Source organism: Anaerobacillus sp. ABD4_527 (assembly GCF_056160805.1).
On sequence record NZ_JBSWXZ010000005.1, the window covers coordinates 24,034 to 37,434 of the forward strand.

Consider the following 13,401-nt stretch of genomic DNA (forward strand, 5'->3'; position numbering starts at 1 on the left):
TTGTGAACGAGAAGGAATTTGAGCTAAACGATGTCGTCGAAATGAAAAAACCTCATCCATGTGGTGAAAACAAATGGAAGATCATTCGCATGGGCGCAGATATCCGGATCAAATGTTTGGGCTGTGATCACAGTGTGATGCTACCTCGTAGAGAGTTTTCAAGAAAAATTAAGAAAGTCCTAGAACGTGCTGATTCGTGACCGTCGCTTTGACGGTCTTTTTTTGTGAGAACAATTCTGGGAAGCTTGTATTTTACCTTCTGAATCTCTATAATTGGAAAAGGTATGTCTCTAGTTTATTTACTTAAAAGTAATATCATAAACAGCTTCTGTATGCTGTTTTTACTGTTATAAAAAATAGATGCCGCACGGCTGATTTATAGAAGGAGTGACCGAGATGGCTTTAACCACCGGTATTGTAGGACTTCCGAACGTTGGGAAGTCAACATTGTTCAATGCAATCACACAAGCAGGTGCAGAATCTGCAAACTATCCGTTCTGTACGATCGATCCAAACGTTGGAATCGTCGAAGTTCCAGATGAGCGTCTTCAGAAACTAACTGAGCTTGTTAATCCTAAGAAAACTGTTCCGACAGCTTTCGAATTCACTGACATTGCAGGTATCGTAAAAGGTGCGAGTAAAGGTGAAGGTCTTGGAAACAAGTTCCTATCACACATTCGTCAAGTAGATGCAATCTCTCAAGTTGTACGTTGCTTCGATGATGAAAACATCACTCACGTATCAGGTAAGGTAGATCCGATCTCTGATATTGAGACGATCAACCTTGAGCTAGTCCTTGCCGATCTTGAAACAGTCGATAAGCGCATCGGTCGTGTGGAGAAGATGGCAAAACAGAAAGACAAAGAAGCACTTGCTGAATTTAACGTTTTGAAAAAGATAAAAGAAGCGCTAGAAGAAGAAAAGTCTGCTCGTAGCGTTGAACTTACAGAAGAAGAAGAGAAAATCGTATACGGTCTACACCTCCTTACGAAGAAGCCTGTTCTGTATGTTGCAAACGTTGATGAAGATGATCTACTAGATCCAGCAGATAACGAACACGTTGCACAAGTGCGTGAATATGCGGCAAAAGAAGGCGCGGAAGTAATCGTAGTTTGTGCAAAGATCGAGTCTGAACTCGCTGAGCTTGATGGCGAAGAGAAAGATGCATTTTTAGAAGACATCGGTATCGCTGAGCCGGGTCTTAACAAGTTGATCAGAGCTTCGTACGACCTTTTAGGCCTTGCAACGTATTTCACTGCTGGTGAACAAGAAGTTCGTGCTTGGACGTTCCGTCTTGGAATGAAAGCTCCTCAAGCAGCTGGAATTATTCATACGGACTTTGAACGTGGGTTTATCCGCGCTGAAGTGGTTGCGTATGACGATCTAGTCGAAGCGGGAACGATGGGTGCTGCGAAAGAAAAAGGAAAAGTACGCCTAGAAGGAAAAGAATATATCGTGAAAGACGGAGACGTGATTCACTTCCGTTTCAACGTTTAATCAATAAACCTTGCTAATATAGGTTCGTTTTGTTATAATCTAAAGCTGTGAGTAATTATCTTTGTATACTTACTCCTTGCTCTTATTTAAGAGCCGTTAGACCAAAAGGAGGTGAACGGAATGCGTAACTACGAAATTATGTACATTATCCGTCCAAATATCGAAGAGGATGCACAGAAAGCTCTTATCGAGCGTTTCAACGGAATCCTTACTGATAACGGTGCGGAAATTAATGAAGTCAAGCAAATGGGCAAAAAGCGTCTTGCTTACGAAATCAACGATTTCAACAGCGGGATCTACATTGTTCTTGACATCAACAGTGATATCGAAGCGATCAACGAGTTCAGCCGTTTGATGAAAATCAACGACGATGTTCTTCGTTTCATGACGCTTAACCTTGAAGAAGCTAAAAAGTAATTGTTTTATAAATAGGAGGGGTTCTGATGCTGAATCGCGTCGTATTAGTTGGACGTTTAACAAAAGACCCTGAATTGCGTTATACCCCAAGCGGCGTAGCGGTTGCGAACTTCACTCTTGCAGTGAATCGTCCGTTTACGAACCAGCAGGGAGACCGTGAAGCAGATTTTATCAACATTGTTGTATGGCGCAGACAGGCAGAAAACGCAGCCAATTTCTTGAAAAAAGGCAGCCTTGCTGGTGTAGATGGACGAGTTCAAACTCGTTCTTATGATAACAGCCAGGGACAGCGTGTGTTTGTGACAGAAGTGATGGCTGAAAGTGTCCAATTTCTCGAGCCAAAAGGCGCAAGCCAGGGCGGCGGAGGCGGCAACTACGGTGGCGGCTCTCCAAACAGAGATAGCGGCGGTTACGGAAATCAGAACCAAGATCGCAACAACAATCGGAATCAGTCCAACTTTGGAGATGATCCGTTTGCGAGCGATGGCAAGCCGATCGATATTTCGGATGATGACTTGCCGTTCTAATACTCTCTGTTTCGAGCGGTGAAAACAGAGAACAAATTTAAAAGCAAAGGAGGTACTAACCATGGCAAGACCAGGTGGACGTAGAGGTCGTCGTAAAAAGGTTTGTTTCTTCACAGTAAACAAAATCACTTACATCGACTATAAAGATACAGATCTTCTTAAGCGTTTCGTATCTGAGCGTGGAAAGATTCTTCCACGTCGTGTAACAGGTACTAGCGCAAAATATCAGCGTCAATTGACTCGTGCGGTTAAACGTGCTCGTCAAATGGCACTACTCCCTTACGTTGTAGGAGAGTAAGTTGATAAAGGAAGGGACAGCAGGATTTGATCTTGCTGTCTTTTTTCTTTATATTGGAAAAACCAAGTTGGTTTAACGTTACTTGGAAAAAGGTATATGTTCTTTACATTCGCTTGTAAGGAGGATATATCAATGATGGAAACTACAAAATTAACAGTACATAAACAGCATAGTATGAACGCGCTCATTTCTTTTGTGAAACAGGCAAAATCGTTTAGTAGCCATATCACTCTCTATCACGATGGACATAGCATAAACGGAAAAAGTCTTACGAGCGTCATCGCTTTCAACCTGATGGTGAACGAGGAGGATACAATCCTTTTAATTGCTGAAGGGCGTGATGCAATGAGTGCAACTCAGACGTTGAGTGAATTGCTGAAGAGTGAAACAAAGGGTGCTATAGATCAACCTCTTTCATTCATGTAGGTGAGACCAGGCTGTTGTGGTAACAGCCTTTTTTATATGTTAGTTTATTTATAAATGAAAAATTTGCTGTTGCGGGCAGAAATTCTTACAATATAGTAAGGGGATTTCGACCCGTTTTTTATTAGATATAAGGAAGGTCTAAAAACTTGAAAAATCAAACCGTGAAGCAATTAGTGGAAGGAGCTGCGCTAGCAGCTGTATTTGCTGTATTATTTTTGATCACAACGTTCGTTCCGATTCTTGGATCCATTACGTTCTGGGTCTTGCCTATTCCTTTTATTTTGATGATAGTACGAAATGGTCTTGGCAGTGGATTTGTAATGTGGGGTGTTGCCACTGTATTAGGGTTAATCATCGCTGGATTTCCATCCCTCGCCGCCTCGTTTCCATTTGGAGTCGGGGGATTAACAGCAGGTTATCTGTATGCGAAACGTAAATCTGCGCTTACTGTTTTGATCGGTAGTGGGATCAGTTATGTGATTACGATGCTAATCCTTTTTATCGGAAGTATACTACTGATAGGTGAGAACCCAATCGATTTAGCGATCTCAATGCTAAACCAGTCATTTAAACAAGCTGAATCAATAAGTGAAGCATTAGGGCAAAATACTGAGCAGTTCGATATGATGTTTGAGCAAATCGAGATCATCAGATATTTGGTTCCTACTCTCCTTGTTATTTTAGGTGTTTTAATGGCTTTAGTCTCACAACTTATTTCCATTCCTGTCTTGAAGAGGGTAGGAGGATTTCAACCTCCGGTGTTTAAACCGATTCGAGAATGGGCATTTCCTAAGAGCTTTTTATGGTATTATTTAGTTGTTACCATTCTAATGATGGTTGGTTTAGAAGAAGGTTCTGCTGCTTATGTAGCTTCTATTAATGTCTATTCAGTATTGAATGCGTTAATTTTTGTGCAAGGACTAGCAGTTATATACTTTTACAGCCACAAAAAAGGTTGGCCGATCGCGGTGCCGATACTTTTCACATTTCTTGGCTTCGCACTATCGTCACTTGTTGTTATCATTGGAATCATCGATCTAGGTTTTGAACTGCGAAGGAGAATGAAATCATAGGTAGGAGCTGAAAATATGCCAAAGTTTTTAACGAAACGGTGGCATGGTTATCATGTGGTAGCCTTGTTCGTCATTTCCATCCTTTTTATCGGCATTATTACTTATTACAACTGGATAATTGGAATTGTAAGCGTCATTGTAACAACGCTCCTCGTTTATTTAGCGATCCGTGCTGAATCGAATTTTCAGGAAGCTCTACGCGACTATGTGTCCACACTTTCGCATCGTGTGAAAAAGGTGGGCGATGAGGCATTGATGGAGATGCCGATCGGTATATTGTTGTATGATGAGGATTACCACATCGAATGGACAAATCCTTACATGCCTACCGTAACGAAGCAGGAGCCGCTGATCGGTCTTTCGTTAAATGAGATTTCAGAAAAAATCATCCCGTTTCTTAAGTCTGAAGCAGAGGATGAAATCTTGACCATCAATGAACGCAAGTATAAAACTTACTTCAAACAGGAAGAGCGTCTACTTTATTTCTTTGATGTGACTGAGAAGATCGATATCAAACGAAGGTACAATGAGGAAAAAACCGTAGTAGGGATTATTTATCTCGATAATTATGAAGAGGTAACTCAAGGTTTAGGCGATGAAGTACGTAGTAATTTAAATAGTGCTGTCACGTCGATTTTAAATAAATGGGCCGATGAACATGGCGTTTTTCTTAAACGTAGTTCTTCAGAAAAGTTTTTTGCAGTCCTTAACCAAAAAATCCTTCAAGAACTAGAGAAGAATAAGTTTTCTATTCTTGATGAAGTTCGTGACGTCACGTCGAAGGAAAATATTCATATAACGCTAAGCATAGGAATCGGCAGCGGTCATAGCACGTTAACAGAGCTAGGACAGCTAGCACAATCTAGTTTAGATTTAGCACTTGGCCGTGGCGGTGATCAAGTCGCGATTAAACAAACGAGCGGTAAGGTTAAGTTTTATGGTGGGAAAACAAATCCGATCGAGAAAAGAACGAGGGTTCGAGCGCGTGTTATTTCTCACGCTCTTCGAGAATTGGTCTTAGATAGTGATCAGGTTATTATAATGGGGCATAAAAACCCTGATATGGATTCGATTGGAGCGTCGATCGGTATTTTGAAAGTCGCTCAGGCGAACGGGAAAGAAGGAAATATCGTTTTTGACCAAAATCAAAAAACGAGTGGTGTATCGAGATTAATCGAAGAAATACAGCAAAACGAGCAACTTTGGGCTCGGTTTCAGGATCCTGAAGAGGCACTTGAGAAGGCAACGTCGAACACGCTTCTCGTGGTAGTCGATACGCATAAACCTTCACTCGTCATGGAAGAAAAACTTCTCCAAAAGCTTGATCGCGTGGTTGTGATCGACCATCATAGACGAGGGGAAGAATTTATTGAAGATCCCGTTCTCGTCTATATGGAGCCGTATGCTTCCTCAACTGCGGAGCTTGTAACGGAACTCTTTGAATATCAGCCAAAGCGTCTTAAAATGGACATATTAGAAGCGACAGCACTGTTAGCTGGAATCATTGTCGATACAAAAAGTTTCACGCTTAGAACTGGCTCAAGAACGTTTGATGCTGCTTCTTATTTACGAGCACACGGTGCGGATACGGTTCTAGTGCAAGAATTTCTTCGCGAAGACATCGCTCAATATATTCGTCGAGCGCGTATTATCGAAAAGTCAAACATCTATCGTAACGGAATCGCCATTGCACTCGGTGAAAATGATAAGACGTATGACCAGGTCATGATCGCGCAGGCTGCTGATACGTTGCTTTCTATGAGCGGCGTTATTGCATCCTTTGTCATTTCAAAGCGAGATGATGGTAAAGTAAGCATAAGTGCAAGATCTCTTGGTGAAGTAAACGTTCAAATCATTATGGAAGGTCTAGAAGGTGGAGGTCATTTAACAAATGCCGCCACGCAGCTAGATGTAAATACAGTAGAAGAAGCAGAAAGTATGCTTAAAGAAGTCGTAGATGACTATCTAGAAGGGGGAGACGAAGAGTCATGAAAGTAATATTTTTAGAAGATGTAAAAGGTAAAGGTAAAAAAGGTGAAGTTAAAAATGTAGCAGATGGCTATGCTCGTAACCATCTTTTAAAGAATAATCTTGCTGTTGAAGCGAATAATGCAAATATGAAGCAGTTAAAAGCAAAGCAGCGTAGCGATGAGAAGAAAGCACAAGAAGAACTAGATGAAGCGAAGGCTCTTAAAGAAACAATCGAAAACCTTGAGGTTGAAATTTCAACGAAATCTGGTGAAGGTGGCCGCTTATTCGGATCGATCACTAGTAAGAACATCGCTGAAGATCTTAAGAAGCATCATGACATCAAAATTGATAAAAGAAAGATCGAACTAGATGAACCAATCCGTTCACTTGGTTACACAAATGTACCCATCAAATTGCATCAAGATGTGACAGCTACAGTTAAAGTTCATGTCGTTGAGCAATAATAGGTGTTAACGGGTGGAAAAAGCGAAATGCTCAGGGGGAAAACAACATGAGTGATTTATTTGCTGATCGTACGCCACCTCAAAATATAGAAGCAGAACAGGCCGTTATAGGGGCGGTGTTTTTAGAGACAGATGCATTAACAACCGCTACTGAGGTTCTCCAACCAGAAGATTTTTATCGTGCGGCACATCAGAAGATCTTTTCTGTCATGATCGAGCTATCCGAGAAAGGGGAACCGGTCGATCTTGTAACGGTTACTTCTGAGCTTCAAGATCGAAAGCTCCTTGAGGAAATTGGCGGAGTCTCTTATTTAAGTGATTTAGCTAACTCGGTGCCAACTGCTGCAAACGTTGAATACTATTCAAAGATCGTAGAAGAGAAATCGATCTTAAGACGTTTGATCAGAGCAGCAACTGATATCGCTTCAGACGGTTATGCGAAGGAAAATGAAATAGAGAACCTTCTATCAGAAGCAGAAAAATCCATTATGGAAGTATCACAACGCAAGAACACCGGTGCGTTTATTTCCATTAAAGACGTTCTTGTCGATGCATATGATAATATCGAAATGCTCCAAAACAACACGGGAGACATTACTGGTATACCTACGGGCTTCTCAGAGCTAGACCGGATGACTGCAGGATTTCAGCGAAACGATCTGATCATCGTGGCTGCACGTCCTTCCGTAGGTAAGACGGCTTTCGCTTTGAATATCGCTCAGAACGTAGCAACGAAAACTGATGAGAACGTAGCGATCTTCAGTCTTGAGATGGGTGCTGAACAGCTCGTAATGCGTATGCTTTGTGCAGAAGGAAACATCGATGCACAGCGCCTTCGTACTGGAGCTTTAACAGGTGATGACTGGCAGAAGCTTACGATGGCAATGGGGAGTTTATCGAACGCCGGTATCTATATCGATGACACACCAGGTATTCGCGTTGGAGACATTCGGTCGAAATGCCGACGTTTAAAGCAAGAAAAAGGTCTCGGCATGATCTTGATCGACTATATGCAGTTGATCAGAGGTAACGGTTCAACCGAGAACCGTCAGCAGGAAGTTTCTGAGATATCTCGTGCACTAAAAGGAATCGCGAGGGAACTTGAAGTTCCTGTTATTTCGCTTTCTCAGCTGTCTCGTGGTGTAGAATCGAGACAGGATAAGCGTCCGATGATGTCTGATATCCGTGAATCAGGAAGTATCGAGCAGGATGCCGACATCGTTGCTTTCCTATACCGAGATGATTACTATGACAAAGAATCAGAGAATAAGAATATCATCGAAATTATTATTGCGAAGCAGCGTAATGGACCAGTTGGAACAGTAGAGCTTGCTTTCGTAAAGGAATTCAATAAATTCGTTAATCTTGAGAGGCGTCACGATGAGAGTGACATTCCTCCAGGTGCGTAATAAGTCCCGATCAGGGGCTTTTTCTTTTATAAGTTGGAAGAAAAGTGGGCACATTAACCCTAATAACGAACATAAAAAGTAAACGATGATAAATCGTTCGGTTTTGTTGACTTAATTAACACGAATTGGTACACTTACTCTGGGTTTTTTAAAAAAGTGCATGCTTCACCGAACGAATTCGAATGAAGCATCTGGAGGTGCTGAAATGCCATCAGTAGTGGTCGTAGGAACGCAGTGGGGCGATGAAGGTAAAGGAAAGATTACCGACTACCTTTCTGAAAATGCAGAAGTTGTTGCTCGTTATCAGGGCGGTAACAATGCTGGACATACAATTGTATTCAACGATACGAAATACAAGCTTCACTTGATTCCATCAGGTATTTTTTACGATGATAAAATTTGCGTGATTGGTAACGGTATGGTTATTGATCCGAAGGCGCTTGTAGAAGAGCTTGCATATTTACACGAGCGTAACGTTAGTACGGACAACCTTCGTATAAGCAATCGTGCTCACGTGATTCTACCTTATCACCTTAGATTAGATGCTGTAGAAGAAGAGTCCAAGGGTGCAAACAAAATCGGTACGACGAAAAAAGGAATCGGACCTGCCTATATGGACAAGGCTGCACGTGTTGGTATCCGTATTTGTGACCTTCTCGATAAAGATGTTTTTGAAGAAAAGCTTGAACGTAACCTTGCAGATAAAAACCGTCTTCTTGAGCGTATGTATGAAGCTGAAGGCTTCAAAAAAGAAGATATTCTTGAAGAGTACTTTGAATATGGACAGCAGATTAAAAAGTACGTTGTCGATACATCTGTTGTGTTAAACGATGCGATCGATGAAGGACGTCGTGTTCTTTTCGAAGGTGCACAAGGCGTTATGCTTGATATCGATCAGGGAACGTATCCATATGTCACGTCATCTAACCCAATCGCAGGTGGTGTTGCGATCGGTTCTGGTGTTGGACCAAGTAAGATCAATCACGTGGTAGGCGTTTCAAAGGCGTATACGACTCGTGTTGGAGATGGACCTTTCCCAACTGAACTACATGATGAAATTGGAGACAAGATCCGTGAAGTAGGAAACGAATACGGTACGACCACAGGACGACCTCGTCGTGTTGGTTGGTTTGATAGTGTCGTTGTTCGTCATGCCCGCCGAGTTAGTGGAATTACCGACTTATCTCTAAACTCCATCGATGTACTGACTGGTATCGATACGTTGAAAATATGTACGGCATATAAATATAAAGGCGAAGTGATCGAGGAATTTCCAGCTAGCCTGAAAATCCTTGCAGAGTGTGAACCAGTATACGAAGAGATGCCTGGTTGGAATGAAGATATTACAGGTGTGAAAGATCTTGGAGAGCTTCCTCCAAACGCTAGGCACTATATTGAGCGTGTTTCTCAGCTTACAGGTATTCCATTGTCTGTGTTCTCTGTAGGACCAGACCGTAATCAAACAAACATGGTACGCGGCGTGTTCGCATAAGACCTAGCTGGCAGTTTATACTGCCAGCTTTTTTTAGGCGTTATTACTATAAAACAAAAGCACGGTTTATTTTTATATGATAAGATTGATATTGTTAGAATTTCCTATTTTTTATGAGGTGGGCTTAATGAACCGGGATAAAAGGCAAGTCTTTCGGCACCAACTCTCCGTACCTCTCGCAGCAAAAATGAGGGTATTGAATGGTGACGAACCTGATAGTAAAGAGTTTAATCATAAAATTTATATTCACGACATCGGCCTTGAAGGTATCGGCTTCTCTTCAGATCCTGAGTTAGCGAAACATACAGACTTAGAGTTTGAGTTGAAATTGAACGAAGAACTATTTAAGGTAACTGGTGAAATCCTATGGCTAAAAGCAAACAACCCAGATGATCCTAACACGAGAGGGAACTTTAGCTATGGTGTAAAATTCTATCTCAAAACAGAAAAGCAGTCCTCCCTTGTCTTCCAAGAAGTTAATCGTTTCGCGATACAACGTCATAAGCGTAAGAAAGAAATCCGTGAAATGATGAGAGAAAAACTAAGGAAAAAAGGTGAGACAAGGTAACAGCATGACCTGTTATCTTCACCTTTATTATTTTTATTTAAAGAAGCCTTGCTTTTTTCATAAAGCAGTGATAATATAAAACTTGTCGTCATTAAAGAAACCTTTAATGAGCCATTAGCTCAGTTGGTAGAGCATCTGACTTTTAATCAGAGGGTCGAAGGTTCGAGTCCTTCATGGCTCACCATTTTCTTTCCGCAAAGATACATAAGTTGAGGAAGAAAACGTTGGATTGTATCAATTCCATATTATCGTCGCGGGGTGGAGCAGTTCGGTAGCTCGTCGGGCTCATAACCCGAAGGTCGCAGGTTCAAATCCTGCCCCCGCAACCAAAATTTTACCTACGTCGGATAATCCTCCGTGCTAAAATTTTATCGAAGTCCCTTTAGGGGCAACCTAAACACTTAATTACAGTTTTCTGTAACTAACGTAAGTGAACATATAAGTGGTCCCGTGGTGTAGCGGTTAACATGCCTGCCTGTCACGCAGGAGATCGCGGGTTCGATTCCCGTCGGGACCGCCATTTTAATTCTTAAAACGGCTCTGTAGCTCAGTCGGTAGAGCAACGAGCAAAGCATCACCGAATATCCGACGAGTTGTCCCGACACAGCAAGCTACGAAGCGTTGCTAGAAGAGGAAGGGACAGTGGTTTTACTCAGCAAAGGCTGATGGACATCTTAACAAACACGGCTCTGTAGCTCAGTCGGTAGAGCAGTGGACTGAAAATCCACGTGTCGGCGGTTCGATTCCGTCCGGAGCCACCATTTTTTACTTATAATCGCTTAAGATACAAGCATATCTCATAGGAGATATGCTTTTTTTATGTTCCAGCTTACCCGAAAATACTAGCAATCTTCCCAAGGAATACCACAATCATGACGAATAGACTACATTCGTGTTACAAATTGGGGAGTAATACCCTATTGACTTTATAAATATGGTAGGATTCAAATCGTGAGTTAATTTTTTGCGTAGGCAAATCGCAGGAGGAAACATTATGGCAACACCTAAAGTAGTAAAACGAATATGTCAATCCGCTGTTTTGGTCTCGTTGATAAGCGTTAGCATGATAACTGGTATCGAGCCAGCGGGTGCTACTGTATATAATATGATGAAACCAGTCTATCACGTATACATAGATGGTAGTAATATAGGAACGATAGATGATAAAGAGCAGTTGAAAGAGCAAGTAGACAAAATTAAAGAAGAAAAACAAACAGGTGAGTTAACTTTGATGGTCGAAAACGATCTTCAAATTGTCCCTAAACGCTTGTTTCAGCCTTCATATGATAATGAAGAGACGTTAGATAAGGTTGCAGGTGAGCTCACTTTTGTTGCAAAGGGCTATGAACTGTCATTTGAGAATGAATCTGTCGGCATCTTCGCAAGTGAATCTAGCGCGAAAGATGCGCTTTGGGTATACGCAAAGCCATTTCTTTCAGATGATAAGGTCAAAGAGATCGAAAGTAAAATCGATGAAGATAACGAGAAACATCCTGCTGACTTCTTAGATCTTTCCACTGATTTCTCTATTGAGGAAGTTGAAGCGAAGAAGCATAATGTGTTGACTGAAGAAGAAGGCGTCACGCAAATTGAGGATGGCTATCTTAAAGAAGTTGAGATAGATGTTTCAGAAGATGAAACGCTCGCTGATCTTGCGGATGAATATGACATGGAAGAAGCAGAGATCAGAGAACTAAATAACCTTGCAGAGGACGATAAACTAGAGAGCGATAAGGTAACGGTTCTTGAAGAGAAACAATTCGTAAAAGTACTAGAAACAGAAGAAGTGACGAAAGATGAAGAGATTGATTTCGAAACAGAAACCACTAAAAGTGATTCTCTTCTAAAAGGAAAGAAAGACGTTACTCAAACCGGGGAAAAAGGTGAGAAGAAGGTAACGTACAGTATTTCACGTGAAAATGGTGAAGTGACGAAGAAAGAAGTTGTTAAAGAGGAAGTTTCGAAAGAACCAGTTTCTGAAAAAGTAACGATTGGTACAAAAGTGATTCCTTCCAAAGGTACTGGGTCGTTTGCTTGGCCAGCAGTAGGAGGTACCATTACGAGTAAGCAAGGAGAACGATGGGGCTCCTTCCATAAAGGGATCGATATTGCCGGTGTCTCTGATCGAACGATTAAGACAGTAGATAATGGTAAAGTCACTGCAGCTGGTAAGCGCAGTGGATATGGAAATCAAGTAACGATCGACCATAATAACGGTATAAAAACCACGTATGCCCACCTTTCATCCATCTCTGTTTCTGTTGGAGATACGGTGCAAAAAGGTGAGAAGATTGGTGTTATGGGAACAACGGGAAAATCAACAGGCATCCACCTTCACTTTGAAGTTTATAAAAACGGTAAACTACAGAATCCAATGGATTACCTATAGGAAAGAAAAACCTTCAGTTTTTGCTGAAGGTTTTCTTTTTACATTTGAAGGTAAAGGGTAGAGGATAAATAAAATAGTTATAATATGATAGAATAGACGAAATAAGACATGACTTTTACTTGAGAATACATATTACCTGTATTAATAAAAAGGAGCGTTCATAATGGACAAGAAAATTCTTGTTGTAGATGATGAAAAACCGATCGCTGATATACTTCAGTTCAATCTTGAAAAGGAAGGCTTTAACGTTGTATGCGCTTACGATGGAGATGAAGCAATTGCAAAAGTTGAAGAAGAAAATCCAGACATGATTCTTCTTGATATCATGCTTCCTCAGCGTGATGGCATGGAAGTGTGTCGAGAAGTGAGAAAGAAATACGAAATGCCGATCATTATGCTTACTGCAAAAGACTCTGAAATCGATAAAGTACTTGGTCTCGAGCTAGGGGCAGATGACTATGTTACGAAGCCTTTCAGTACGAGAGAGTTAATTGCGAGAGTGAAAGCAAACTTAAGAAGACGCCAACAGGAGCCTGAAAAGGAATCATCGACAAACTCTGTTATTAACGTAGGTGCGTTAACGATTCATCCAGATGCGTACCTGGTGACGAAACGAGAAGAGTCAATTGAATTAACGCATAGAGAATTTGAATTGCTTCACTATCTATCAAAGCATATTGGCCAGGTAATGACCCGTGAGCACCTTCTACAAACAGTGTGGGGCTATGATTATTTTGGTGACGTAAGAACTGTAGATGTCACTGTTCGGAGACTTCGAGAAAAGGTAGAAGATAACCCTAGCCATCCATCATGGATCATTACCCGCCGTGGGGTCGGATACTATATGCGTGAGCCGGAACAGGAGTAGTT

The 13,401-nt window shown here is 41.5% G+C and carries 14 protein-coding genes and 4 tRNA genes; all 18 read left to right on the forward strand.

The genetic code is table 11. The features are described 5' to 3' along the window. The first annotated feature begins 2 nt into the window (after positions 1 to 2). On the forward strand, positions 3 to 200 hold the full coding sequence (locus ACXAHI_RS18860; RefSeq protein WP_270183016.1) for a DUF951 domain-containing protein: 198 nt from the start codon (positions 3 to 5) through the stop codon (positions 198 to 200). A 196-nt stretch (positions 201 to 396) separates the two neighbouring features. Beyond that, on the forward strand, positions 397 to 1,497 hold the full coding sequence (gene ychF, locus ACXAHI_RS18865) for a redox-regulated ATPase YchF (protein WP_270183015.1): 1,101 nt from the start codon (positions 397 to 399) through the stop codon (positions 1,495 to 1,497). Between the two features lie 120 nt (positions 1,498 to 1,617). Further along, a complete protein-coding gene (gene rpsF, locus ACXAHI_RS18870) occupies positions 1,618 to 1,914 on the forward strand; it encodes a 30S ribosomal protein S6 (protein ID WP_270183014.1) in 297 nt (98 codons plus the stop codon). Positions 1,915 to 1,940: 26 nt separating this feature from the next. Beyond that, complete coding sequence (gene ssb, locus ACXAHI_RS18875; RefSeq protein WP_270183013.1) at positions 1,941 to 2,441, forward strand: single-stranded DNA-binding protein; 501 nt, start codon at positions 1,941 to 1,943, stop codon at positions 2,439 to 2,441. A 61-nt stretch (positions 2,442 to 2,502) separates the two neighbouring features. Continuing rightward, on the forward strand, positions 2,503 to 2,739 hold the full coding sequence (gene rpsR, locus ACXAHI_RS18880) for a 30S ribosomal protein S18 (RefSeq protein ID WP_224883976.1): 237 nt from the start codon (positions 2,503 to 2,505) through the stop codon (positions 2,737 to 2,739). A 132-nt stretch (positions 2,740 to 2,871) separates the two neighbouring features. Beyond that, a complete protein-coding gene (locus tag ACXAHI_RS18885; RefSeq protein ID WP_474850492.1) occupies positions 2,872 to 3,165 on the forward strand; it encodes an HPr family phosphocarrier protein in 294 nt (97 codons plus the stop codon). Between the two features lie 146 nt (positions 3,166 to 3,311). Continuing rightward, the gene (locus tag ACXAHI_RS18890; RefSeq protein ID WP_474850494.1) at positions 3,312 to 4,238 is read left to right on the forward strand and encodes a YybS family protein; all 927 of its coding nucleotides are present in this window, start codon (positions 3,312 to 3,314) and stop codon (positions 4,236 to 4,238) included. Positions 4,239 to 4,253: 15 nt separating this feature from the next. Then, complete coding sequence (locus ACXAHI_RS18895; RefSeq protein WP_270183009.1) at positions 4,254 to 6,230, forward strand: DHH family phosphoesterase; 1,977 nt, start codon at positions 4,254 to 4,256, stop codon at positions 6,228 to 6,230. Continuing rightward, positions 6,227 to 6,673, forward strand: a complete 447-nt coding sequence (gene rplI, locus ACXAHI_RS18900) for a 50S ribosomal protein L9 (protein ID WP_270183008.1) — start codon at positions 6,227 to 6,229, stop codon at positions 6,671 to 6,673. Before ACXAHI_RS18895 ends, rplI begins: the two co-directional genes overlap by 4 nt. A gap of 47 nt (positions 6,674 to 6,720) precedes the next feature. After that, entirely contained in the window at positions 6,721 to 8,082 is a 1,362-nt protein-coding gene (gene dnaB / locus ACXAHI_RS18905) for a replicative DNA helicase (protein ID WP_270183007.1), read from the forward strand. 205 nt (positions 8,083 to 8,287) lie between these two features. After that, positions 8,288 to 9,574, forward strand: a complete 1,287-nt coding sequence (locus ACXAHI_RS18910; RefSeq protein WP_474850496.1) for an adenylosuccinate synthase — start codon at positions 8,288 to 8,290, stop codon at positions 9,572 to 9,574. A 127-nt stretch (positions 9,575 to 9,701) separates the two neighbouring features. Continuing rightward, a complete protein-coding gene (locus ACXAHI_RS18915; RefSeq protein ID WP_474850498.1) occupies positions 9,702 to 10,142 on the forward strand; it encodes a PilZ domain-containing protein in 441 nt (146 codons plus the stop codon). Positions 10,143 to 10,250: 108 nt separating this feature from the next. Further along, positions 10,251 to 10,326 (forward strand) — tRNA-Lys (locus ACXAHI_RS18920). Between the two features lie 68 nt (positions 10,327 to 10,394). Next, positions 10,395 to 10,471: transfer RNA gene (locus ACXAHI_RS18925), tRNA-Met, on the forward strand. A 115-nt stretch (positions 10,472 to 10,586) separates the two neighbouring features. Continuing rightward, positions 10,587 to 10,662: transfer RNA gene (locus tag ACXAHI_RS18930), tRNA-Asp, on the forward strand. Positions 10,663 to 10,827: 165 nt separating this feature from the next. After that, positions 10,828 to 10,903, forward strand: a tRNA-Phe gene (locus ACXAHI_RS18935). A 233-nt stretch (positions 10,904 to 11,136) separates the two neighbouring features. Next, entirely contained in the window at positions 11,137 to 12,531 is a 1,395-nt protein-coding gene (locus ACXAHI_RS18940) for a peptidoglycan DD-metalloendopeptidase family protein (protein ID WP_474850500.1), read from the forward strand. 163 nt (positions 12,532 to 12,694) lie between these two features. Then, positions 12,695 to 13,399 carry a response regulator YycF gene (gene yycF / locus ACXAHI_RS18945; RefSeq protein ID WP_270180569.1) on the forward strand — a complete coding sequence of 235 codons (705 nt, stop codon included), beginning with the start codon at positions 12,695 to 12,697 and terminating at the stop codon, positions 13,397 to 13,399. The last annotated feature ends 2 nt before the right edge of the window (positions 13,400 to 13,401 follow it).